This window comes from Polyangiaceae bacterium (assembly GCA_015075635.1).
Lineage (GTDB): Bacteria > Myxococcota_A > Polyangia > Polyangiales > Polyangiaceae > JADJKB01.
Window position 1 is genome coordinate 1,224,785 of record JABTUA010000003.1, and the last position, 23,728, is coordinate 1,248,512.

Below are 23,728 nucleotides of genomic sequence, written 5' to 3' on the forward strand. Positions count from 1 at the left end.
GTCACACGTCCATGTCGACGCTGCCCTTGAACGAGGCACCGTCCGCGATGGTGAAGCGCGCCGACTTCACGTCGCCCACCAGACGACCGCCGGCCTGGATGTCGACGCGCTCCTGCGCGGAGACGTTGCCCGTGACCTGCCCGGCGATGGTCACCGAGCTCGCCGTGAGGTCGGCCTCGACGACGCCGGCCGAGCCCACGGAGACTGCGTCCGTCGTGGTCAGCGTACCGCGCACCGTGCCGTGGACGACGACCTCGTCGTCCCCCGTGAGCTCGCCTTCGATGGTGAGCCCCTCTCCAATCACCGTTCCCGCCATGGTCGCTCCAGCTTCGGCGGCTCAGCGCCGCCCTTCGAGTTCCAGAGTGAAGTCCGTGTCGAGCCGAACGTCGACTCGCGAGCCCGGCTCGATGGTCACGCTCGAGCCCTTGAGGTCCCCGCGCACCTCCGCGCCGGAGCGCACGATGATCGGGCCCTGGCAGCTCACGTCGCCGCGCAGGCGGCCTGTTACTTCGAGCGCGGCGCCGCTCACGTCGCCGTCCACGCTGCCGCCCGAGCCGATCTCGACCGGCCCGGAGACCGCGACGTCACCGCTCAGCGTGCCCTCGACGCGAAGGCCGCCGCTGCCGGAGACCCTCCCGGTGAGCTGGGAGCGAGCGCCGATCACGCTGGTGTCCGAGGTGTGCCGCGCCATGAATGCGGGCGCACGCTAATACAGGCCGGCCGGGCTGTCACCACGGGGAAAAGCGTGGAGAATATCAGCGCCGCGCCGCCAGGATCTCTCCCGCGCGGTTCACCGTGGCGTAGAGCCCGCGGGCGTAGAGCTCGCGCTGCCGCGAAGCGTCCAGGTCTCCGGGCCGTCCGGCCGTGGCGGCCGCCAGCAGGATGGCCGCGGACACGCTCACGTTCAGGCTCTCCACGAAGCCCCGCATCGGGATGCGCACGGAGCGGCTCGCAGCGCTGGCGAGCGCCTGCGAGATGCCGTCGTGCTCGTTGCCGAGCACCAGGCACAAACGCGGCAACCTCGCGAGGTCCTCCGGGCGGAGCTCGCCCTGCGGGTGCGTCGCGACGAGCTCGAAGCCCCGATCTCGGAGGGCGGTGACGGCCTCGTCCGGGCTGGCGTGCCGCGTCACGTCCACCCAGCGCTCGGTGCCCTTGGCCACGCCGCCGGAGACCAGGAACTCCTCGTGGCGCGGGACGACGTGCACGCAAGAGACGCCGAAGGCATCGGCGGAGCGCAGGATGGCGGCGCCGTTGTGGGGGTCGTGCGGCGCGTCCATCAGCAGGGTGACGCTGTCGAGCCGTCCAGCGATGACCTCCCCGAGCCGCGCTCGCCGCGCCTCGAGCACCAACGGCTCGAGCAGCTCGATCACCTGCTCCGCGCTCCACTCGGGGCCCCAGGGCAGGGCTGGGGCGCTCGGCGCGAAGACGCCTTCGGACTCGCGGCGCATGCTCAGCCGAGGGGCTGCCCGAGCGCCGCGGCGACCTTGCGCACGTCGCTCATCATCTCGGTGAACATGTCGAAGGTCAGGGCCTGGGGCCCGTCCGACAGCGCCTTGCTCGGATTGGGGTGGACCTCGACGATCACGCCGTCCACGCCCGTGGCGGCGGCGGCGCGCGCCATCGGCGCGACCGCCTTGGCGACGCCGGTGCCGTGCGACGGATCGACGACGATGGGCAGGTGGGTGATGGCTCGGAGCAGAGGCAACACCCCGAGGTCGAGCGTGTTGCGGGTCAGCGTCTCGTAGGTGCGAATGCCGCGCTCGCAGAGCATCACCTGGTAGTTGCCCCGGGACACGATGTATTCGGCGGCCATCAGCCACTCGTTCACCGTGCTGGCGATGCCGCGCTTGAGCATGACCGGCTTGCCCAGAGCGCCCACGGCCTCGAGCAGCGAGAAGTTCTGCATGTTGCGCGCGCCGATTTGCAGGATGTCGGCGTGCTCGGCCACGACCTTCAGCGTCTCGGTGTCCTTCACCTCCGTGATCACCGGCATGCCGGTGGCTCGTCGCGCCTCGGCGAGGAGCGCGAGCCCTTCTTCGCGCAGGCCTTGGAAGTCGTAAGGGCTGGTGCGGGGCTTGAACGCGCCGCCGCGCAGGATGCGGGCGCCCTGCTCGCGCACGTGCCGGGCGGTCGAGAGCACTTGCTCGCGACTCTCCACCGAGCACGGCCCCGCCATCACCACGAGAGCGCCGCCGCCGATCTTCACGCCGCCGACGTCGATCACCGTGTCGTCGGGCTTGACCTCGCGGCTCACCAGCTTCCACGGCTTGCTGACGGCGACGGCTTCCTGCACGCCCGGCAGCCGGTTGAACAGCGCCGGATCCACCGCGCCCTTGTTGCCGGTGATGCCGATGGCGACCCGCACCGCGCCCGGGATCTCGTTGGGCGTGAAGCCCAGCTCGCGGATGCGGTCGCAGACGCCGCGGACCTGGTCCGGCGTGGCGTTCGAGCTCATCACGATCAGCATGGGCGGGCCTCCGAAGGGGGCGGATCCTCTAGCACGGGTGCCCCGCGCCATGGGCCGAGGACCGCGAAAACCTGCGGTAATTGCCCGCGCCCGGGCCTGACCCGTTCCGCCGCGGCGCGGCCGTGCTTATGTTTCGCGCTCACCCCCGGAAACCCTCATGGCATCCAAGAACGTCCAACATTTCAACGACGTCAATTTCGACCAAGAAGTCCTGAAAGCCGACAAGCCCGTGCTGGTCGACTTCACGGCGACCTGGTGCGGCCCCTGCAAAGCGCTGGCCCCCATCGTCGATCAGCTCGCCGACGAGCTGGGCGAGAACGTGAAGGTGGGCAAGCTCGACATCGACGAGTCCCCCGTGACCGCTGGCAAGCTCGGCATCCGCGGCGTCCCCACCGTGATGGTGTTCAAGAACGGTCAGCGCGCGGCGCAGCACGTCGGGCTGACGACCAAGGCGAAGCTGAAGGAGCTCATCGGCGTCTGAAACGCCGGCGTTTCCTGATTGCCGTTCACCTGGTGACCGCCGTGGCGCAGCTCGCCCCGGCGCTCGCGTGGGCTGCGCTCTTCCCCTGGTGGCTCGCCCTCGGCCTCACGCTCGGGGCATGGGCGCTGACCGCGCGGCGGGTGCATCGGCTGTTCGGGGATCCGCGTAGGCCGCGCTGGGTCACGCGGCTGGTGGACGAGCCCGTGTTCCTGCACTGGGGCGCGGGCCTCTTGGCCCTGCCGCTGTTCTGCGTGGGCGCGCTCGGGCTCGGCGCTGCGTCGCTCGGCGGCTGTGCGCCCGCGGCGGGGCCCATCGGCCTGGCGGCGAGCCTTCCCCAGGCGGCGCTGGCTGCCTTCGGCTCGGGTCTCTGCATCGCGGGCTGGGGGCTCTGGGGCCGGCGGCGCTTCGTGCGGAAGCGCACGATCGAGGTGCCGATCCGGCGCTTGCACCGCGATCTGGACGGCTACCGCGTCGTGCAACTCTCGGATCTGCACATCGGAAGCTACGACGACGTGCGGCGCGGGCTCGAGTGGGCGCGCGCGGCCAACGCGCTCGCGCCGGATCTGATCGTCGTGACCGGGGATCTGGTGACGAGCGGCACCGCCTACTACGAGGACGTCGCCGAGGTGATTGGCGCGCTCCGCGCCAAGGACGGCGTGTTCGTGGTCATGGGCAACCACGACCAGTGGGACAACGCGGCGCTCACCCGGGCGGTCGAAGCCCGAGGCCCGCGCGTGCTCAAGAACGAGCACGTGCGCATCGAGCGCGGCGCCGGCGCGTTCATCCTGGCGGGGGTCGACGACGCCTACAGCGGCAGCGACGACATCGAGCGCACGCTGGCGGGTCGCCCCGAGGAGCTTCCCACGCTGCTCCTCGCCCACTACCCGGACTTCTTCCGCGAGGCGGCGGAGCACGGCGTGGAGCTGACGCTGAGCGGCCACACCCACGGCGGGCAGTTCGGCGTGCCGTTCCTGGCCGATCGCCTCAACCTGGCGGGCGCGCTCGGTCAAGCCTCGCGGGGGCTCTACCGGAGCGGCGAGAGCGCGCTCTACGTGAACGCCGGGCTGGGCACCACGGGACCTCCGATCCGCCTGGGCGTGGCTCCCGAGATCGCGGTCCTGGTGCTCGGGGCGGGCGAACCGGAGTAACATCGCCGGCGACGATGCGCGCTTCTCCGACCACCCGACGGGCTCTGCGCTGGGCCGGCGTCCTCGCAGGCGGCGCGCTCTGGGTGGCCGCCTGCAGCCGGGCACAGGGCCCGGCCCGCCCGCGGGATTCGCTGCTCGACACCGCGCGGGCGCAGGGCACGTTCGCGTCGCCCGCTACCTGGCGCTACCACCCGCGCAGCGAAGCGCCGCTCTTGGCTCGGGTCGAGCTCTCGGACGGCACGTTGCTCTACGCCGGCGAGCGCGGCGAGCGCTGGCAGTTCGACAAGAAGAACGGGAGCGTCCGCGCGGCGGCGCGTCTGGCGCCGGAGCCGCTGATCGCGATCCTGCACCTGGACGACGGCGGCTGGCTGTTCGTGGGCCAGAGCGGAACCGGCTACGAGTCCCGCGAGCCGCTCGGTCCGTTCGTGCGCACGAGCGCTCCGGTGGACAAGCTGGCGCGCGTCAGCGCCGCGGGCACGAGCGTGGTCGGCATCACCCGCGAGGGTCAGCTCGTGCAGAGCCCCGACGCTGGCGCGACCTGGAAGCCGGTGGGCCCCGACGGCACTCGCTTCGTGGACGTGATGCTCGCCGACTCGAAGAAGGGTCTGGCGCTGGCGGTGCCGGAGGCGTTGTTCGAGACCAAAGACGGCGGCCAGAGCTGGGGCAAGCTCGACACGCCGAGCATGGGGGCGCTGGCGCTCGGCTGGGACGACCAGGCCGGCGTCGCCGTGCAGACCGCCATGAAGTGGAGCCGCTGGGATGCCGCGGGCGGCACCTTCCCGGATCTGGGGCGCGTGCCGGCGAAGGGTCGCTTCAAGCTGGCGGCTCGCCCTTCCCGGGGACCCGACGCGGGCGCGCTCGCCGAGGGGCGCGCCGTGGTGCTCGGCGGGGAGTACCTGGAGGCGGCGCGCGAAGAAGGGACCGGGTCTAGCTCGAGCTGGCGCACGGGCGGTGAACGCTGGCTGCTCTGGCGTGGCCCCGTGGGCGGGCTCCTCAAGTCGAGCTCGCTCGAGGCCGCCAGCGGCTGCCAGGCGGTGCGCATCGCCGGCTCCGGCCGCCACGTCTACCTCGCCTGCTCGCGCAGCGGAGCCGGGGTCAACCAGAGCATCTCGATCCACAAGAGCATCGACTCGGCGAAGAGCTTCGAGCGGGACAGCTACGCGCTCGAAGGGCGTATCGGCGAGCTCGCTCTCGCGGTCGGCGCGAACGGCGCGCTGGCCGTGACCGGGATCTGCGCGCAGCACACCACCTCCCGAGGCTGCCTGCCGCAGGGCATTCACCATCGTCGCGTGGCGCAAGTGGACGCGGGCGCGGAGGGCGGAGCCCCGAAGCTGGACGCCGGGGCGAAGCACGCCGACGCGGGCACCGGCGCCAAGGGCAAGAAGGACGGCGGCGCCGACGACCGAGAGTGGGAGCTCGCGCCGTCCGCCACACCGTCGCTCAAGGGCTCGGCGTTGGCGATGGCGTACTCTCCGGATGGCCGCACGCTCCTGGCAGTGGGGCGTCGCACCAAGGACACCGGGCTCGCCGTCTTCGTCTCCAAGGACGGCGGGGAGTCGTTCCAGGGTCGCGAGCTCGAGCAGGTCCAAGGAGGCTTCGACGAGCCGCCTGCCGTGGAGGACCACTGGGCCCGCCCGCCGCCGACTCCGGTCACCAACATCGGCTCGATCGGGCCGGCGGAGGACGGCACCTTCGCCTTGGTGTTGAAGAGCAGTGGCGCCCCGACCGTCGTGGTGGTGGACGACGAGGGGCGCGTGATCTCGCTCTCGCGGGCGCCTGGCGAGGCGAACAACGTCGGTGCCGTCGGCACCCGCGCCGTCGCCTTCTCCGACACCTCGCGGATGGCGTGGGAGTCGCTGGACGGCGGCGCGACCTGGGACCCCATCGGCCGTCTGCCCGTCAGCATGTGCAAGCCCGGCTCCTACGGCTGCACCTCCACGGTACGCTGCCACGTCGGCGGCTGCGTCATCGGCAACGAGCTGTCGCGGGTCGGCTGGCGCGGGCAGTCCGACGACGACCAGGGCGTGTTCACACCCAGCGAATCGGGGATGGGCGACGTCTTCGATCGCAAGCTGCGCACGCCGTTCGCCTGCACTCTGGACGAGAAGCCGTGGGCGGTCCTGGAAGCCGTGGCCGGTCCTCCGACCGCGAACCAGGCCGCCATCGGCAAGGTCGCCTGGTTCGCCCTGGCGCAGGACGCCCGCAAGGCCAGCGCCAGCGTCTACCACGGTCACGGTGGGACGAAGCCACGCGTGGAGACGGTGCAGTTGCTCGCGCCGGCCGTCAAGCCGAGCGACGTCGCGTTCGCGGCGAGCGCGCAGGTGGAGGGGGCCGCCGCGCTGCGCTACTCCGCGCCCGAGAGCGGCATCACCTCGCTGAAGAACGTCGAAGTCAGCTGGGACAACCTGGTCGAGGGCAAGGTGGTGCGCCAGCGCATCGCCGACGCGGGGCCGGCGGGCGTGAACGACTACTCGCGCACCGGGTTCGGTGCGCAGCGCGCGCAGTACAACCTGCTCAGCATCGGGAGCGGGGGCATCTACTTGCGCATCCACTACTCGCAAGGGGAGTCACAGCCCACTCTCTTCCTGGACGGGCGCGGCACCACCAGCGTGCCCGAGGTGCGCTGGCCCGGTTCGTCACCGTATGGAACCCGCACGGAGATGGCCCACGTCGGCGGCGCCCACGTCCCGGTGATGATGGTCGGCTCCGGCGCGGCGCTGGTCCGCGCGCGCAGGGACGGCAACGGCTGGGCGTTCGATGCCTTCGCGACCGGGCTCGCCGAGCCGACGCGCTTCGGGCTGACCCAGGCGCGCGATCTGGCCTACTCCAAGGGGGTCGCGGGGCTCCAGGTCACCGTCTGGGACAGCGAGGGCACGCGTCGGGAGAACCTCTTGTTCCCGTTCCGTGCGAGCGGCGCGGTGACGGACCCGCCCATTGCGCTTCCGACGCAGATCGACTCCGGCGACAAACCCAATCGCTGCGGCAGCGCTCACAAGAGCGACACGCCGCGTGTCGTCGTGCCCTACCAGGGAGGCACGCGCCACCCGATCGTCGTCACGGACACCACGGAGCCGATGCGCGTGCTGCTGACCGGGCAGGCGGTCATGCACGGCACACCCAAGGAACCTTGCACGGCGGCCTTCGACGCCGAGGTCGTCAACATCGACCCGAGCATGGGTACGCCGGAGCAGGAGCGAGCCATCATCGTGATGGACGACCTGGAGCGCTCGTGGATCTTCCGCACGACCTACGGCACGATGGGTGAAGCGCGGGTCGAGTACCGCGTGATGAGCTGCCGCTTCGACCCCAGCCTGGAGCCGCCCGCAGAGATCTTCGGGCACCCGGGCACGCGCGTGCGCCGGGCCAAATGATCCAGCGCCGATCCCAGCGGCAGGCCAGGTGGACGCGGCGCAGGGGACGCGTTAGGCCTGCCGCCGATGATCCCGCGTTACGCGCCCAAGGAGATCGCCGAGCTCTGGTCGGATCGGAACCGCTACGCGGTTTGGCTCGAGGTCGAGCTGTGCGCGTGCGAAGCGATGGAAGCAGCAGGGGTGGTGCCGGCGGGCACGGCAGCGGAGCTCCGTGCGCTGGGCCTTCGCCCCGACCCGGACGAGATCGACCGCATCGAGAAGACCACGCGCCACGACGTGATCGCGTTCCTGACGCACGTCGAGGAGAAGGCCGGCGCTCCGGCGCGCTGGCTGCACCGCGGAATGACCTCGAACGACGTGCTCGACTCGAGCTTCGCGGTGCTGCTCACCCAGGCCACGGATCTCCTGCTTTCGCGGGCGGACCGCCTGGTCTCCGCGCTCGGCCGCCGCGCGGAGGAGCACGTGAAGACGCCGATCATCGGCCGCTCCCACGGCATCCACGCCGAGCCCGTCACCTTCGGCATCGTCCTCGCCGGCCACCTGGCGGAGGTGAAGCGCGGCCGCGCCCGGCTTCGCGCCGCGCGGGCCGAGATCGCCGTCGGCAAGATCGCGGGCGCCGTCGGGACCTACGCGCACCTGTCGCCGGAGATCGAGCGCGCCGCCCTGGCAAAGCTCGGCCTCGAACCGGAGACGGTGGCGACCCAGGTCGTGGCGCGGGATCGTCACGCCGCCTTTTTCTCCGCGGCGGCGCTCCTGGCGGCGGCCATCGAGCGCCTCGCCACGAACATCCGGCACTGGCAACGCACGGAGGTGGGCGAAGCGGAGGAGCAGTTCGCGAAGGGGCAGAAGGGTTCGAGCGCGATGCCCCACAAGCGCAACCCCATCCTGAGCGAGAACCTCTGCGGCCTGGCCCGCGTGGTGCGCGCGGCCGTGGTCCCGGCGCTGGAGAACGTCGCGCTCTGGCACGAGCGGGACATCTCCCACTCGAGCGTCGAGCGCATGATCGCCCCCGACGTCACCGCGACGCTCGGCTTCATGCTGGAGCGAGCGGCGTCGGTGGTCGAAGGACTGATGGTCTACCCGGAGCGCATGCGCCAGAACTTGGAGCGCTCGGGTGGCCTCTTCTTCAGCGAGGCGGTGATGCTGGAGCTGGTCGGGAAGGGGCTGGCGCGACAGCGCGCCTACGAGCTGGTGCAGCGGAACGCCATGGCGGCGTTCTCCGGTAGCGGGGACTTCAAGTCCCTCTTGCTCGCGGACGCAGAGCTCACGGCGCTGCTCGGAGCTGCCGAGATCGAGCGTTGCTTCGACCTCGACCACGCCCTGCGCTTTGCCGAGACCTTGGTGGCTCGGGCGCTCGCGGCCGAGTAGCCGAAAATTGGCCTGGAGGCCCGGTATGGCGCTAACCGACACCTCCCACCATGCCGATCCTGACCCGCGCGGAGCTGGCGCGTTACCCCGGAAACAACCCCACCGAGCAGGCGCTCGCTCAGCATTCGGAGCAGGCACCGCGAGCGAAGGCCTTGCCGATCCGCCGACTCTCGCCGAGCAGCGGCGCCGTCTCGCTGCCGCGGGTGCTGGACCTCCGGCCCTTTCCGGGTCGCGATCGCACCGAGCGCGTGATGGCCTGGTTGGTCGCCCACACGCCGCGCGCGGCGAGCTGGTCCGACGAGTCGCTCCGCGAGCTGTCCGAGCGCATCGCTGCGAGCGGACGCGTCGTCGAGTGAGGGCCCTGAGCGCGGCGCTCGCGGCCTGCCTCTTCGCCGCCGGGCCCGCGCGCGCGGCCGGCGAGGTGGACGTGGCCGTGGGCCCCGGCGTGGCGACCAGCGGGGGCGACGACTGGAGCGGCGACGGCGCCATCCCGTCGGCGGCGCTGCGCTTGGCCTATCGCTTTCCCGTCGGCTTGGCGCCCGTGTTCGTGGGGCGCGAGGGTTACGCGCAGGTCGATCAGCGCTTGCTCACGCTGGTGTCGCTCGGCGTTCAGGGTTGGCTCGACCTCGACGGCGTGCAGCCTTACGCCCGGGTGGCGTGGGCGCACCAGCACGAGGAGTCCTGGGCTTTCGCCAAGGAAGAGCCGTTCGGCGTGCTGTTCGGAGTCGGGCGTGGGATCCGTCACCGAGGCGGGCTCGACCTCGGAGTCGGAGCCGACGTGCCCGTCGCCGGCTCGAAGCGCTTGCGCTGGTTCCTCTTCGGCGAAGCGTGGCTCGACTGGCTGTTCGCCAGCGAGGCGCCGGGTCCAGCCTACTACGCCGGCGGCAGCGTCGGCGTCGGGCTCGACTGGGCGCCATGAGCTGGCGAGCAGGACTCTTCGCGCTCCTGCTCCCCGTCGGGGCGTGCGTCCACGTCGATGAGCTCGATGACTACGCGTGCCCCGACGGCGGGACGTCGCTCGACTACGCGAGCTTCGGCGAGCCCTTCCTGGAGAGGTGGTGCAACTCGTGCCACTCCGCGGGCGAAGGGGACCGCCAGGGCGCGCCGGCCGACGTGCGCTTCGACTCGGTCGAAGAAGTGCGGCGCTGGCGCGAGCGCATCTTCGCCCGGTCGGCGCTCGGCAACGATTCCATGCCGCCCGGATTGGGCGATCCGCCGACGGCAGAGCGTCGCCGGCTGGCGGAGTGGCTCGCCTGCGGCGCCCCGTGAAGAAAACGGCGAGCGCGCCCCCCGGTCCGCGCTCGCCTTCCCCCGAGCTCTGCGCTTACTTGATGCCGAGCTCGTTCCGCACGGCGATCAGGCGCTCGACGGCCTGCATGACCGCGGGGCCGGTCACCGTGTGGCTCACCGACACCGGCACCACGTGTGCGGCGCGGGTCAAGAGGCGCTTGTAGTCCTCCGTGTCGATCAGCTTGCGAAGCTGCGCCACGGAGCCCTCCACCAACATGTACCCTGCCTGCTTGGAGAGCTCGCCGACCTCGGTGATCCCGACCTTGAACTCCTCGATGTTCCCCTTGGACTTCTGGTCCTGGAAGAAGCCGATGGCGCCCTGAAACACCGAGAGTCCCATGGTCTCGCGACCCGGGAACACCGCTCCCCACGTGGTCAAGATGGATGCATCTGCCATTTCTCGAATCCCACCCTTTCTGGTGGCGGCGGGACCTCCGCCGCAGCGCCGGAGCATCGGGGCGCGCTGAGCCGATCGCAAGCTGTACAGGTGAGTCGGTGATATGTTGACTAGATGAGGGGACCGTCCAAGTCGAGTCTGGTGCTGCTCGTCGCGCTGGCGTCGGCGTGTGCAGAGGACGAGCCGTCGGGCGTCGCCGGCGGCGGGGCCGGCGGAACCTCTGCCGGCGGAGGCGGCACGGGTGGCACGCCGAGCGGAGGCACGGGCGGCGGAGGGGCCGGCGTTGGCGGAGGAGCCGGCGTGGGCGGAGGAGCCGGCGTGGGCGGAGGAGCCGGCGCCGCGACCGGGGGCAGCGGCGGGGGCGACGCAGGCGCCCAGAGCTGCAAGACCGGCAAGGAGACCTTCCACTACGTGGTGTCCTCCTCGGAGCAGTTCAAGCGCATCGCGCTGCCACTCGACGTGGGGGTCGAGTACCGGCGGGTCGAGCTGACCTTCGGTTACACGCCCGCGGCCTGGAGCCCGACCTGTTACAACCCCGCCGCTGGCGGCTCGACGAAGAGCGGGTTTCCCGCGTTCGAGTCCCTGGTCGCGCTCAAGCGCGGCTCCCATTGGTGCAAGGGGGGCAACCTGTTCGAGCTGACGCTCCAGGGGCCGGCGCCGGGGCACGGCGCGAGCAACAAGGCGCAGGCGGAGACCTACTACAAGCAGCAGTACCACTCCGGGAGCGGCTGCGGCACGACGGACGTGGAGGCGAAGCTGTTCGCTGGCACGCACGGCATCAGCGTGGGTGCCAAGTACAGCGCCACGGTGGTGTTCGACGCGGAGCAGGGGACGCTCAGCGCCGACCTCGGCCCCACGCAGCACCAGGGCGCGATCCCTGCTTCAGCCAAGCTGGTCGCGAATAACGGTGACACCTGGTACGTGGTGCTCAGCTTCGATGGCGGCTCCCTGGAGTGCTACGACGCCTCAGGTCAGGAAGACCCGACCGCGCCGTGCTGCTGGCTCCCCAGCTTCGGCTGGGTGTTCGACGACCTGACGTGGAAGATCTGCGCCTGACGCCGCTCAGCGGCGCCGCCGCAGCGTGCCAACGGGCCTCGTGCCGGAGCGCGGCGGCGACTCGCTCATCGCTTCGAGCACATCCATCGCGGTGATGAGCCCCGCGAGCCGCCCGTCCGGGCCCACGACCACGAAGAAGTCGCGGTTCTCGTCGAGCAGTGAAGTGTGAACGGCGCCGAGCGTAGCTGTCTCCGGCATGAACCGACCGCCGGAGCGAGCGGCGTCGAGGGCAGTCGCGGTCTCGAGCGCCACCGGACCGAGGCGGTGCGCGAACGAGAGCGCGTCCGACGGGGTGACGATGCCCAGCGGTCGCCGCCGCTCGTCCACGACGACCGCCAGCATTGCTCCCGGCCGGAGCAGCAACTCGGCCGTCTGCGCGAGCGGCGTATTCGCGGTGACGACCGTTGGGAACCGCATCGAGCTCGACACCGGAGCGTCGATCTCGGAGTCGTCCGGTTCCTGAAGGCCGGTCGCCCGCGCTCTCCACGCGGTCTGTCCCATGCTCTGGGTCATCTTCCTCTCCTCCTCCGTGGCAGCGCCGCAAGGGGCGCGACAAGATCCAGCCAGCAAGAGCCGTTCCAGCCCACATTCGCCGTTCGTGCCAGCTCTCGGCCGCGATCGGCCGTCGCAAGACGCCGCACTGGTGCGCAATGCGGCGTGGGCTCGGGCGTGATGCCGCCGCTTCTTCGCCGTGCTCGCCTCCGCCGGCTTGGCATGCCGCGTGCTCGAGGTCCAGCATGCCGTCGCACTACCACTCCAATCGGGTGAGGCCGTGATGCGGTCCGCGAGAACCGAGCGGGTGCTCAGGCTCGTCCCCCCTCGGACACACGCCGCTCCGGTTCCACCCAGCGACGCCGAGCCGGTCGTCTCGCAACGTCGGCCCATCGAGCGATTCGCGCAGTACGCCTTGCGTGAGGTCATCGCGCGCGGCGGAATGGCCACCGTGTGGCGGGCCAGCGCTCCCGACGGCACGGAGGTCGCGCTCAAGCGCATGCTGCCTTCCCTGGCCGAGAGCCCGCGGGCGGTGCTCATGTTCTCCGACGAGGCGCTCCTGGGCATGCGGCTCGATCACCCGCGCCTGGTTCACACCTTCGAGCTCGGCGTGTTCGAGAACGAACCCTTCATGGTCATGGAGCTGGTGGACGGCCCCTCCATGTCGGACGTGCTGAGCCGTTCCGTCACGCTGATGCGTCCCGCGGCGGCAGTCTACGTCGTCGAGCAGCTGCTCGAAGGGCTGTCCGCTCTCCACACCATCCTCGACGACGACGGCGTCGAGGCCGGAGTGGTCCACCGCGACGTCTCGCCCAACAACCTGCTCGTGACCTGGGACGGAGAGGTGAAGCTGGGGGACTTCGGGATTGCTCTGGTCACTCGCGGCGGCACGCCACACGCGCCCGGCGTGTTGCAGGGGAAGGTCGGTTACATGGCGCCGGAGCAGCTGGCCGGTGACGCGCTCGATGCGCGCGCGGATCTGTTCGCCGCTGGGGTGGTGCTCCTGGAGCTGTTGACGGGGCGCCGGGCCTTCGCCCGCGACCACGAGCTCGCGACGCTGGCCGCCAACTACGCCGGGTATTCGAGGAGCCTCGACGGCAGCTTGCCTGGCCCGCTCGCGCGGATCATCCGGACGGCGCTGGCGCAGCACCGCGAGGAGCGCTTTCCTTCGGCGCGGGCGTTCGCCGCCGCCCTCGGAGAGGCGCGGGCGGAGCTCTCGCTCGGCGCGGGACGAGAGCAGCTGGTGCAGTTCTTGGGGGAGATCGCGGGCACGCTTCGTCCCGGCTTGCGGACCACCGTGCGTTCGGCGACCGGCGCTCGGCAGAGCGCCGACCACCGATCGTCACTGCCTGCCGGCGCGGGGCTGGCATCCCGCATGGCAGGTCGAATCGCACGCGACGCGCGCTCACTGGCGACCGGACGCCGAACGCTCTGCCGTGCTTCGGAGGCACCCGGGCTGGCTCGCCAGCGAGAGCTCTTCGCCTACCGATTCGGCGAGCCCCCGTGCTTGCCCCAGCGGGCGCTCTTGACACCAGCCGCGACGCGGGCCGTGCTGACTCGGCTCGCGCGCCGGCGGGCCTCCGGCCTCTTGGTCGCGCGCTCCGGCGACCGGGAGATGCGCGTCTTCTTCGACGACGGAGCCCCGGTGTTCATCGCGTCGAGCGAGCACGAGCACCTGCTCGGTGAGCGCCTGGTTCGGCTGGGCCACCTCTCCGCGTCAGAGGTCGAGCTGGCCGTCGAACGAGCGGCGCGCTGGGACTGCCCGTTGGGCGAAGCGCTGGTCGACATGGGGTTCGTCAGCGCCCGCCTCGTGTTCCACGAAATCATGGAGCAGATGCGCGCGCGACTCCGCGACCTGGGAACGTGGTCCGGAGGTGAGCTCGGGTTCGTCGAGCAGGCGCGACCTGGCGTGTCCGCGGTTCGACTGTGCCCGTCCGACTTCGAGCTCCCGCTCGGCGGTGCTTGATGCAAACTGCGACACTGGCTCGAGGTTCGACCCCGGCTTACGCTGTGCACGGGGTGGGCCAGGGTGCCATGACTTCTCGACCTACGCTCCTCGTCGTCGATGATGACGACGCGATCCGGGAGGCGCTCGCGGAGGTGTTGAGCGACGAGGGCTACTCGGTCGTGACGCGGCGAGGTGGCCATGAAGCGCTCGACTACCTCCGCCGAGGGCACCGGCCCAGCGTGATCATCCTGGATCTGTGGATGCCGCAGATGGACGGTTGGCGCCTCAGGCGTGAGCTCCTGGCGGACCCCGAGCTCGAGCACATTCCCGTAGTCGTGCTGACCGCAGCGTCGAGCGACGCTCCAGAGCCACAACGTGTCGCAGGGGTCCTCAGGAAGCCAGTGGCGTTGCAGGCGCTGCTGGGACTGATCGAGGCGACCCGCTCGTGACGGGAGACCGAGTCGCAGTGCAGGAAGCCACGGCCGTTGCGCCCGGAAGGCCGATGACCAATGGTTCCAGTGTGACCCCCGAGAGCCGCAGCGCCCCGGGCAGGGCAGGGGCCCCCGCCACCATCCTGGTCGTCGAGGATGACGAAGACACGCGTTCGGCGCTCTGCGACACGCTCGCGGATCTGGGCCACGTGCCGCTTCCTCGCCCCGACGGAGCAGCGGCGCTCCGCGAGCTCGACGACGCCGAGTTCGACCTGGTCTTGACCGACATGAAGATGCCCGGGATCGACGGCATCCAACTGTGTCGCCAGTTGGTGGGCGATCGGCCCAGCGTGCCGGTGGTGGTGATGACGGCCTTCGGCGACGTCGACGCTGCGGTCGGTGCGTTGCGCGCCGGGGCGTTCGATTTCATCACCAAGCCGGTGAGCCTGGCCCAGCTCGACGCCACCGTGACCAAGGCGCTGGAGCGAGAGCGCGCGAGCCCGGTGGTCCTGCGCCTAGAGCCGCTCGAGCCGGTCGAAGCCACCACTCACGGGCTGCTCGGGCCGAGCAGCCTGATGGCGAAGGTGCGGGATCAGCTGACGCGGGTAGCCGCCACCAACTCGACCGTGCTGGTCACCGGCGAGAGCGGGACCGGAAAGGAGATCGCGTCACGCGCCATCCATCAAGGGAGCGATCGGCGGGATGGACCCTTCGTGGCGGTGAGCTGTGCCGCGGTCCCGCACGACATCCTCGAGTCCGAGCTGTTCGGGCACGCCAGGGGCGCGTTCACGGGGGCCTCCGAGGCGCGAGTCGGGCTGTTCCAACGAGCCCACGGCGGCACGCTGTTCCTGGACGAGATCGGCGACATGCCCCTCGACCTGCAGCCCAAGCTCTTGCGGGCGCTCGAGGAGCGGCTGATCCGCCCGGTGGGCTCCGCGCAAGAAGTCGAGTGCGACGTGCGTATCGTCGCGGCGACCAACAAGAACCTCCAGCACGCCGCCCGGCTCGGTCAGTTCCGGGAGGACCTCTACTTCCGCATCAAGGTGCTCCACATCCACATGCCGCCGCTGCGCGAGCGCGGGGCCGAGGACGTTCTGGCGCTGGCCCGGCACTTCCTGGAGAGCTCCAGCGGCGTGCCCTACGTGCTGGCTCCCGAGGCGGAGCGATTGCTGGTGAGCTACCACTGGCCCGGCAACGTGCGCGAGCTCGAGAACACGTTGAACGCCGCCATGGCGCTGGCGGAGGGTGGCCGCATCGGCTTCGAGGAGCTGCCGACCGCGGTGCGCTCGCCCCGAAAGGCGGGTAGGTCCGAGCTCCTCGACGTGACCTCCCTCGAGGAGGTCGAGCGGCGGCACATTCAAGTGGTGCTGCGCGCGGTGGGGGGAAACAAGGTGCAGGCCGCGCGCAGGCTGGGGATCGATCGCGCCACCTTGTACCGGAAGCTCGAGCGTCTAGGGCTCGAGCGTGAGCGCCGCTGAGCTTCTGCGCTCACACTCGGGTCTCGGTCCGGGCCCTCCGCGCCGCGTCGGTGACGCCGTACTGCTTCAGCTTGCGGTAGAGCGTGCTGCGGTCCACTCCGAGCAGCTGCGAGGCCCGCGCGCGGTTGCCGCCGACCGACTTGAGGACGGACAGAATGTAGCTCTGCTCGACCGCGGCCAATGGCAAGAGCTCGCTCTCGTCCGCCTCTCGGGCGCAGGGCTCGGGCCGCAGCTCTGCAGGCAGGTCGGCGGCGCGGATGTGGTCGTGCCGCGCGTTGGCCATGGCTGCGACGATACAGTGCTCGAGCTCGCGCACGTTGCCGGGCCAGGAGTGTGCCAGCAAGGCACGGGCCGCGCCCGGAGTCAGCCCGACGATCGGTCGCGACGTGCTCGCCGCGCGGTGGATGAACTGTTGAGCGAGCAGGAGCACGTCTCGCCCCCGATCGCGGAGCGGTGGCACGCGAACCTGGAGCACGTTCAGGCGGAAGTACAGGTCCTCGCGAAAGCGCCCCTCGGTCACCTCGCGCTCGAGGCTCTTGCCGGTGGCGGCGATGACGCGAGCGTCGAACGCCACTTCGCGAGAATGTCCGAGCGGGCGCACCGTGCGCTGTTGCAGCGCGCGGAGGAGCTTCGCCTGGAGGTCCAGAGGCATGTCGCCGATCTCGTCCAGGAAGATGCAGCCGCCCGATGCCTGGACCAAAAGCCCATCCCGATCGCGCGTCGCGTCGGTGAACGCTCCCTTCATGTGTCCGAAGAACTCGCTCTCCAGGAGCTGCCTGGGGATGGAGGAGCAGTTCACGGCGACGAACGGCTGCCCGTTACGGCGGCTCCGAGCGTGGATGGTGCGGGCGACGACCTCCTTGCCGGTCCCGCTCTCACCGCTGATCAGCACCGTGACGTCCGACGCCGTCACTCGGGCGAGGCGCTTCTTCAGCTGCTGCATCGCCGGGCTTTCGCCGGTGAGCTCCACCGTGTGCGGGAGACCCTCGCTGGTGGCGCGCAGGCGGTCGAGCTCTCGGCAGAGGGCGCTCTCCTCGAGCACCGCCGTGAGGCGCTCCAACACGACCTCCGGGTCGTCGCCATCCGGCACGAAGTCCGACGCGCGGGCGCGCAGGGCCTTCTGCGCGTCGTGCAGCCCGCCGCCTTGGGACAGGACCACGGTCTCCGAAGCCAGGCGGGTCTGCCGGACGTGGCTACAAGCGGCGAAGGGGTCGCGCCCTCCAGGCGCGATCAGGGCGACGTCGAAGCTGCCACAGACACCTTCCAAGCTCGACACGCGAACCACGTCGAAGCGTCGAGTCACCGCCGCCAACACCGCCGGCGCGACTCGATTCGCCTCGTCGAACAGGAGGATCGTCTTCGCCACTGCATCGTAGGCTCCCACCCCACGCCGCCCAGCGCAACGGACGCAGGGCGCGACATGTCGCAGATTGCGATCCACGAAGAAGCGCGATTGCGCGATGGAATTCCCGGGTCGCAGCTTGGCACGAAGCGTGCTCGGTCTTAGGTCGATGAGTCGGGAGGGTGTGAGCTCAATCGCTACCGCCCAGCGTCGTCGCGGCGTGCTCGTCGTAGGGTCGAGCGCGCCCGATGCACTCGGCGCAGAACACCACGGCGCCCCCTCGGGCAGGCAGTCTCAGTCCGTGCGTCGCTCCGCAGGCGGCGCAGGCGTCGAATCCCGGCGAGCCCGGCAGCGCCCCTGCCTCTCTGAGGTCGCGGCGCGTCACGACGCCGGAGAGGCGGCCGAGCTCGTCGAGGACCGGCAGGCAGCCGACGCCGCAGCCGAGCATCGTTTCGGCTGCCGCGTCGATGCTCGCACCGGGCGTGACGAACACGAACGGCGACTGCATGCGCGAAGAGACGAGCTCGTCGTCGGCTGCGCTGGCGAGATCGCACTGGCAGATGACGCCCACGAGCGCCTGCTCCGAGGTGACCATCAGGTGATGGACACCCCAAGCTTCCGCCAAGCAGCGCGCCTCCTCGGCGGAGTCGTCGGCGCCGACCACGACCGGCCACGTCTGCATCACGTCTTGTACGCGGGTCATGGCCAGCACCCAGTGCAAGCGGCGTACCCGTGTGATCCGGGCGGAGTGGTGCGCGCGCGCTCGAGTCCAGACGTGGCAGGGCGACGCATGTGGCGTTTTCCCACTCTGCGCGGGACGCCATGAACCGTCGCGCCCGCCGCCGGGGACCGGTGCCGGCGCCGCCGCCACGCGACGTGCTTCCGCCGCGGGAGCTCTTGCGCACCCTGCGGGCCTTTCGTAGCGGCGACTTCGGCGCCTCGGTGCCGGCGGTCTACACGGGCGTCGCCGGCGAGATCGCCGACGAGCTGAACCAGGTCATCGAGCTCAGCCGCGCGCTCAGCGAGGAGCTCTCCAGGGTCAGCAAGGTCGTCGGCAAAGAGGGGAAGGTCGGCGTGCGCGCCTCCCTGGGGGACCTCGGCGGATCGTGGTCCTCCTCGGTCAGCTCGGTCAACGAGTTGATCGAGGATCTGGTGCGCCCGACGACCGAGGTCGGGCGCGTGATTGGCGCGTTCGCTGCGGGCGATCTGAGCCAGACCATGCCGCTGGAGTTCGATGGGCGCCCGCTGCGCGGAGAGTTCCTGCGCACCGCAAAGACCGTGAACGGGATGCTGGAACAGCTGGGATCCTTCGCCAGCGAGGTGACCCGGGTGGCCCGCGAGGTCGGCACGGAGGGCAAGCTGGGGGGCCAGGCCAGGGTGCGCGGCGCGGCCGGGACCTGGAAGGACCTGACCGACAGCGTCAACTTGATGGCGAGGAACCTCACCGGGCAGGTGCGAAACATCGCCGGCGTGACCACCGCGGTGGCGCGGGGTGATCTGACCAAGAAGATCACCGTCGACGTCAAGGGCGAGATCTTGGAGCTGAAGAACACCATCAACACCATGGTGGATCAGCTCAACTCGTTCGCGAGTGAGGTGACGCGCGTGGCGCGCGAGGTCGGCACCGAGGGCAAGCTCGGCGGTCAGGCCGAGGTGCCGGACGTGAGCGGCACCTGGAAGGATCTGACCGACAGCGTGAACTTCATGGCCGGCAATTTGACCACTCAGGTGCGGAACATCGCGGAGGTCACCACCGCGGTGGCACGGGGTGACCTGTCCAGGAAGATCGCAGTGGACGTCAAGGGCGAGATCTTGGAGCTGAAGAACACCATCAACACCATGGTGGACCAGCTCAACTCGTTCGCGAGTGAGGTGACGCGCGTAGCGCGCGAAGTCGGCACCGAAGGCGAGCTGGGCGGGCAAGCCGAGGTTCCGGGGGCCGCCGGCACCTGGCGCGACCTGACCGACAGCGTCAATCAGCTCGCGGCCAACCTGACCACGCAAGTCCGCGCCATCGGCGACGTGGCCACGGCGGTGACCAAGGGAGATCTCAACCGTTACGTCACCGTCGAGGCTTCGGGAGAGGTCGCGACGCTCAAAGACAACATCAACGAGATGATCCGGAACCTGAAGGAGACGACGCAGAAGACCACCGAGCAAGACTGGCTGAAGACGAACCTGGCGCGCTTCACCCGCATGCTCCAAGGGCAGCGCGACCTGGTGGCGGTCGCGCGCCAAACGCTGTCGGAGCTGGCGCCGCTCGTGTCGGCGCAACACGGCGTCGTCTACCTGACCGAGATGGACGGGCACGGAGAGGTGCGGCTGAAGCTGCTCGCGAGCTACGGTTGCGCCGATTCGGCGCGCCCCGCCCTCTCTCTTGGCGAGGGGCTGATCGGCCAGGTGGCGCTGGAGAAGCGCACGCTCGTCGTCGACCCCGTTCCCGAAGGCTACGCCACCGTGCGATCGGGGCTCGGAGAGGCCCCGCCCCGGAGCTTGACGGTTCTGCCAGTCTTGTTCGAAGGGCGGGTCAACGCCGTGGTCGAGCTGGGGTCCTTCCGCTCGTTCAGCGACATCCATCAGGTCTTCCTCGCCCAGCTCACCGAGAGCATCGGCATCGTCATCAACACCATCTCCGCGAGCATGCGCACCGAGGCGTTGCTCCAGCAGTCGCAGTCGCTGACCCGCGAGCTGCAGATCCAGCAGGAGGAGCTGCGTCAGACCAACGATCGCCTGGAGCTTCAGGCAGCTACCCTGCGCGAGTCGGAGGAGCGCCTGAAACAGCAACAGGAGGCGCTCCAGGTCACCAACGAGCAGCTAGAGGACAAGGCAGAGTTGCTCGAGCTGAAGAACCGCGAGGTCGAGCTGGCCAAGGCGGAGATCGAGGAGAAAGCGGAGCAGCTGGCGCTAGCCAGCAGATACAAGTCCGAGTTTCTGGCCAACATGTCCCATGAGCTTCGCACTCCGCTCAACAGCCTGCTCATTCTCTCGACGATGTTGGCTGAGAACGCCGAAGGTACGCTGAGTGCCAAGCAGGTGGAGTTCGCTCGGACGATCTGCGCCTCCGGCACCGACCTCCTCGAGCTGATCAACGACATCTTGGACCTCTCCAAAGTCGAGTCGGGTACCGTGGCCATTCGACCCGGCGAGGTCGTGCTCGCGGAGCTCAAGGAGCACGTGGAGAAGAACTTCCGCCACGTGGCCGAGCAGCGCGCTCTCGAGTTCCAGGTCGAGCTGGGCGCGGGGCTCCCGGCGCTGATGACGACCGACGAGCAGCGGCTCCAGCAGGTACTGAAGAACCTCCTGTCCAACGCCTTCAAGTTCACCGAGCGCGGGAGCGTTCGCCTGGTGGTAGGCGCACAGAGCTCGGGCTGGACGCCGGGTCACGAGACGCTCGACGCCGCCGACACCGTCATCGCCTTTGCCGTCTCGGACACGGGGATCGGCATTCCCGAGAGCAAGCAGCGCATCATCTTCGAGGCGTTTCAGCAGTCCGACGGCACGACCGTCAGGCGCTACGGTGGGACGGGGCTCGGTCTATCCATCAGCCGGGAAATCGCGCGCTTGCTGGGCGGGGAGATCCGCGTGTCCAGCAAGCCCGAGGTGGGCAGCACGTTCACGTTCTACCTGCCTCGCCTCTACTCGACTCCCCCTGCCGTCGTCCGTCAGGAGCGCACCCGCGCGCGCTCACCGGCCGTATTCTCTGCGGAGGCGGTGCGCCTGCCGGCGAGCCGCCTCGACGACCTTCGCAGCCTGTCGCCGGGCGATCCCGCCGTACTGATCGTCGACGACGACGTCGAGATCGCCCATCTCGCCTTGGACGTGGCACATCGCCACGGCTCGAAGGCCGTCGTGGCGAGTGACTGCTCCGCCGCCCTGGCGTTGCTCGGGAAGGTCAACCTCTCCGCAGTGGTGCTCGGTTTCCCGGACTCCGATGCCTGGGCCGTGCTCGACCGGCTGAAGCACGACGCCGAGCTGCGACGGGTCCCGGTGGCGGTGTTCGCAGGCGAGGACGCTCGGGCACGGGCCCTGGCGCTGGGCGCTGCCTGCTTCTCGGCCAAGCCCGTCGACGGGTCTCGGGTGGAGGACGCGGTCGCGCGCATGCTCGAGCTGTCGGCGCGCACCCCAAAGCGCTTGTTGCTCCTCGGTGGCGACTCCGGTTGGGGCGGGCACCTGCGGGAGCTCCTGGGAGGGCAAGACGTGGAGGTCGAGGTGGCCGAAGGCGGCGAGCTCGCCGACGGCTGGGACCCCGAGTGTCGGGTGGTCCGCGTGCAAGGGGAGGTGGCTGAAGTCTTGGAGGGGCTCTCGAACGGGGGCGCGGCGCGAGGCGTTCCGACGATTCTGCACGTGGACCGGACCCCGTCGGAGGGTGAGCGCCAGCTCCTCAGGCGAATGGCGCTGCCGTTCGGTGTGCGCTTCGCCTCGAGCGAGGCGGCGCTGCTCGGCCTCTCATGCATCTTCCTGCACAGGCCGGAGGCGACGCTCAATCCCCTTCAGCGTACGCTGCTGGAGTCGAGCCGTCGATTGGTGGAGGAGCTGGACGGAGCAGAAGTGCTCGTGGTCGACGACGACGTCCGGAACATCTTCGCCGTCACCAGCGTGCTGGAGCGCCACCGAGCGCGAGTGGTGTATGCTGACAACGGACGGGACGGTCTGGCACTCCTGGATGAGCACCCGGAGGTGCGGGCCGTCCTGATGGACATCATGATGCCCGAGATGGACGGCTACGACGTGATCCGTCGGATACGCCAGCAGACGGCGCACGCGGCGCTCCCCGTGATCGCCCTCACGGCCAAGGCCATGCGCGCCGACCGCGAGAAGTGCCTGCAGGCCGGCGCCAGCGACTACATCGCAAAACCCGTGAACGTGGAGCATCTGCTCTCGACCCTGAGGGTCTGGCTCTCGCAATGACCGAGCGTGAGGTCGAGCCCGTCGACATTCTGGTCGTGGACGACCGACCGGAGGACTTGCTCGCACTCGGTGAGACCCTGAACGTCCCGCACTACCGCTTGGCCCTGGTGGACTCGCCCCGGGAGGCGCTGAAGCACCTCCTGGAGCGGGATTTCGCCGTGATCTTGCTGGACGTTCGGATGCCGGAGATCGACGGCTTCGAGCTGGCTCGGCTGATCCGCGAACGAGATCGGACCAGCGTCACGCCCATCATCTTCCTGACCGGCGCCGACGCGAACCCGGGGCAGATCTACAAGGGCTACGCGGCGGGCGCCGTGGACTACCTGCAGAAGCCCGTCGATCGCGACGTGCTCCGCGCAAAGGTGGGGATCTTCGCCGAGCTCTACCGCAAGGACCTGCGCATCGCGCAGCAAGCCCGGGCGCTGCTCGAGGCGGGCCGGCGAGAGCGGGAGCTGAAGCTGGCCGAGCTCCGGGTGCTCGCCGAGAGGCGCTACGCCAACCTGGCCGAGGCGATTCCCGAGCTGGTGGTGACGTTGGATGCGGCGGGCTCGCTGGAGTACTGCAACCGGCGCTGGCAGGAGTACACCGGGCTCTCGGCCGACGAGTCGCGAGGCGAGGGCTGGGTGGTCGCCATTCACCCGGACGACAAGAAGCGCGCCATCCGCGCCTGGGAGCAGTCGCTGGCGTCCGGGGAGGTGCTGGAGGTCGAGTGCCGCCTGAAGCGGGGCTTCGACGGTGCGATGCGCTGGCACACCTGCCGCGCGCTCCCCGAGCGAGACGAGGACGGAAGCGTCACGGGTTGGCTCGGGACCTACTCGGACTCGGAGGATCTGAAGCAGGCGATCCGAGCCCGCGACGAGTTCCTGTCGATCGCCTCCCACGAGCTCCGGACCCCGCTGACGGCGCTGAAGCTCAGGCTGGAGAGCTTGGCGCACACGTCGGCACCCGACGAGCGCGCGCAGCGCAAGCTGGACGGCGCGATCCGACAGACCGAGCGGCTCGAGCGATTGATCGACCACCTGCTGGATGCCTCGCGGATCACCGCCGGCCATCTGGTGCTCGAGCGCGACACGGTGTGTTTGGACGAGGTGGTCCGCGAGGTCCTGGAGCGCGCGCGGGAGCAGCCCGGCACCGGCGGCCAGGCCTTCGAGCTGGCCCTGGACAGCGACGTGACCGGGCTCTGGGACCGGCTACGCATCGAACAGGTCGTGGACAATCTGGTCAGCAACGCGCTCAAGTACGGCGCGGGCAAGCCGATTAGGGTGTCGGCGCGGTCGCGCGGCGAGGTCGCGGAGCTCTTGGTCGAGGACCGCGGGATAGGCATCGAGCCCGTGGACTTGTCGCGCATCTTCGATCAGTTCGAGCGCGGCGCCTCCAGCCGAGGGCGCAGTGGCATCGGCATGGGCCTGTACATCACGCGCCAGATCGTGCACGCGCACGGCGGTGACATCGACGTCGTGAGCCGTCCCGGCGAGGGCTCGGAGTTCCGCGTGGTCTTGCCCAAGCGGCCGCGGCCCGTGACGCCGGCGCGCTGAATGGCCTAAGCTCCTT

General features: G+C 70.1%; 21 protein-coding genes and 1 pseudogene. 13 read left to right on the top strand and 9 right to left on the bottom strand.

All coding sequences use genetic code 11. The features are described from left to right. Nucleotide 1: 1 nt before the first annotated feature. The 4 genes from HS104_36050 to aroF all read right to left on the bottom strand — a co-directional run bounded on the left by HS104_36050 (nucleotide 2) and on the right by aroF (nucleotide 2,467). Nucleotides 2-316, bottom strand: a complete 315-nt coding sequence (locus HS104_36050) for a polymer-forming cytoskeletal protein (protein MBE7485369.1) — start codon at nucleotides 314-316, stop codon at nucleotides 2-4. A gap of 21 nt (nucleotides 317-337) precedes the next feature. Continuing rightward, nucleotides 338-691 (bottom strand): polymer-forming cytoskeletal protein, encoded by a 354-nt coding sequence (locus tag HS104_36055; GenBank protein MBE7485370.1) that lies wholly within the window; start codon nucleotides 689-691, stop codon nucleotides 338-340. 64 nt (nucleotides 692-755) lie between these two features. Continuing rightward, nucleotides 756-1,448, bottom strand: coding sequence for an RNA methyltransferase (locus HS104_36060; GenBank protein MBE7485371.1), 693 nt, complete (start codon nucleotides 1,446-1,448; stop codon nucleotides 756-758). A gap of 2 nt (nucleotides 1,449-1,450) precedes the next feature. Continuing rightward, complete coding sequence (gene aroF / locus HS104_36065; GenBank protein ID MBE7485372.1) at nucleotides 1,451-2,467, bottom strand: 3-deoxy-7-phosphoheptulonate synthase; 1,017 nt, start codon at nucleotides 2,465-2,467, stop codon at nucleotides 1,451-1,453. Nucleotides 2,468-2,624: 157 nt separating this feature from the next. Here aroF and trxA point away from each other — a divergent pair, with 157 nt between their 5' ends. The 7 genes from trxA to HS104_36100 all read left to right on the top strand — a co-directional run bounded on the left by trxA (nucleotide 2,625) and on the right by HS104_36100 (nucleotide 10,104). After that, complete coding sequence (trxA, locus tag HS104_36070) at nucleotides 2,625-2,948, top strand: thioredoxin (protein MBE7485373.1); 324 nt, start codon at nucleotides 2,625-2,627, stop codon at nucleotides 2,946-2,948. Between the two features lie 41 nt (nucleotides 2,949-2,989). Next, nucleotides 2,990-4,096, top strand: coding sequence for a metallophosphoesterase (locus tag HS104_36075; protein MBE7485374.1), 1,107 nt, complete (start codon nucleotides 2,990-2,992; stop codon nucleotides 4,094-4,096). A gap of 14 nt (nucleotides 4,097-4,110) precedes the next feature. Then, complete coding sequence (locus tag HS104_36080) at nucleotides 4,111-7,467, top strand: hypothetical protein (GenBank protein ID MBE7485375.1); 3,357 nt, start codon at nucleotides 4,111-4,113, stop codon at nucleotides 7,465-7,467. A gap of 66 nt (nucleotides 7,468-7,533) precedes the next feature. Further along, a complete protein-coding gene (locus HS104_36085) occupies nucleotides 7,534-8,835 on the top strand; it encodes an adenylosuccinate lyase (protein ID MBE7485376.1) in 1,302 nt (433 codons plus the stop codon). 50 nt (nucleotides 8,836-8,885) lie between these two features. Next, complete coding sequence (locus HS104_36090; GenBank protein MBE7485377.1) at nucleotides 8,886-9,191, top strand: hypothetical protein; 306 nt, start codon at nucleotides 8,886-8,888, stop codon at nucleotides 9,189-9,191. Beyond that, nucleotides 9,188-9,754, top strand: coding sequence for a hypothetical protein (locus HS104_36095; GenBank protein ID MBE7485378.1), 567 nt, complete (start codon nucleotides 9,188-9,190; stop codon nucleotides 9,752-9,754). Before HS104_36090 ends, HS104_36095 begins: the two co-directional genes overlap by 4 nt. Then, nucleotides 9,751-10,104 (top strand): cytochrome c, encoded by a 354-nt coding sequence (locus HS104_36100; protein ID MBE7485379.1) that lies wholly within the window; start codon nucleotides 9,751-9,753, stop codon nucleotides 10,102-10,104. Before HS104_36095 ends, HS104_36100 begins: the two co-directional genes overlap by 4 nt. A 55-nt stretch (nucleotides 10,105-10,159) precedes the next feature. Here HS104_36100 and HS104_36105 read toward each other — a convergent pair whose 3' ends face one another. Further along, nucleotides 10,160-10,522, bottom strand: a complete 363-nt coding sequence (locus HS104_36105; protein ID MBE7485380.1) for a hypothetical protein — start codon at nucleotides 10,520-10,522, stop codon at nucleotides 10,160-10,162. A gap of 114 nt (nucleotides 10,523-10,636) precedes the next feature. Here HS104_36105 and HS104_36110 point away from each other — a divergent pair, with 114 nt between their 5' ends. After that, nucleotides 10,637-11,578 carry a hypothetical protein gene (locus HS104_36110; protein ID MBE7485381.1) on the top strand — a complete coding sequence of 314 codons (942 nt, stop codon included), beginning with the start codon at nucleotides 10,637-10,639 and terminating at the stop codon, nucleotides 11,576-11,578. Nucleotides 11,579-11,584: 6 nt separating this feature from the next. On the opposite strand, the gene HS104_36115 is transcribed toward HS104_36110, so the two are convergent. After that, nucleotides 11,585-12,091, bottom strand: coding sequence for a CBS domain-containing protein (locus tag HS104_36115; GenBank protein ID MBE7485382.1), 507 nt, complete (start codon nucleotides 12,089-12,091; stop codon nucleotides 11,585-11,587). 262 nt (nucleotides 12,092-12,353) lie between these two features. Here HS104_36115 and HS104_36120 point away from each other — a divergent pair, with 262 nt between their 5' ends. The 3 genes from HS104_36120 to HS104_36130 all read left to right on the top strand — a co-directional run bounded on the left by HS104_36120 (nucleotide 12,354) and on the right by HS104_36130 (nucleotide 15,927). Next, nucleotides 12,354-14,036 (top strand): serine/threonine protein kinase, encoded by a 1,683-nt coding sequence (locus HS104_36120; protein ID MBE7485383.1) that lies wholly within the window; start codon nucleotides 12,354-12,356, stop codon nucleotides 14,034-14,036. A gap of 68 nt (nucleotides 14,037-14,104) precedes the next feature. After that, complete coding sequence (locus tag HS104_36125) at nucleotides 14,105-14,467, top strand: response regulator (GenBank protein ID MBE7485384.1); 363 nt, start codon at nucleotides 14,105-14,107, stop codon at nucleotides 14,465-14,467. 53 nt (nucleotides 14,468-14,520) lie between these two features. Then, the gene (locus tag HS104_36130) at nucleotides 14,521-15,927 is read left to right on the top strand and encodes a sigma-54-dependent Fis family transcriptional regulator (GenBank protein MBE7485385.1); all 1,407 of its coding nucleotides are present in this window, start codon (nucleotides 14,521-14,523) and stop codon (nucleotides 15,925-15,927) included. Between the two features lie 10 nt (nucleotides 15,928-15,937). Here the strand turns inward: HS104_36130 and HS104_36135 are convergent, their stop codons facing one another. The 3 genes and pseudogenes from HS104_36135 to HS104_36145 form a co-directional block, all read right to left on the bottom strand. Next, complete coding sequence (locus tag HS104_36135) at nucleotides 15,938-17,293, bottom strand: sigma-54-dependent Fis family transcriptional regulator (protein MBE7485386.1); 1,356 nt, start codon at nucleotides 17,291-17,293, stop codon at nucleotides 15,938-15,940. Between the two features lie 166 nt (nucleotides 17,294-17,459). Next, on the bottom strand, nucleotides 17,460-17,864 hold the full coding sequence (locus HS104_36140; GenBank protein MBE7485387.1) for a CBS domain-containing protein: 405 nt from the start codon (nucleotides 17,862-17,864) through the stop codon (nucleotides 17,460-17,462). Next, nucleotides 17,805-17,972 (bottom strand): annotated as a pseudogene (locus tag HS104_36145) (hypothetical protein). Before HS104_36145 ends, HS104_36140 begins: the two are co-directional and overlap by 60 nt. 119 nt (nucleotides 17,973-18,091) lie before the next feature. Between HS104_36145 and HS104_36150 the strand changes: the two are divergent. Continuing rightward, nucleotides 18,092-22,177 (top strand): response regulator, encoded by a 4,086-nt coding sequence (locus tag HS104_36150; protein ID MBE7485388.1) that lies wholly within the window; start codon nucleotides 18,092-18,094, stop codon nucleotides 22,175-22,177. Further along, nucleotides 22,174-23,712: a response regulator gene (locus tag HS104_36155; GenBank protein ID MBE7485389.1), complete on the top strand. Its 1,539-nt coding sequence runs from the start codon at nucleotides 22,174-22,176 to the stop codon at nucleotides 23,710-23,712. Before HS104_36150 ends, HS104_36155 begins: the two co-directional genes overlap by 4 nt. The last annotated feature ends 16 nt before the right edge of the window (nucleotides 23,713-23,728 follow it).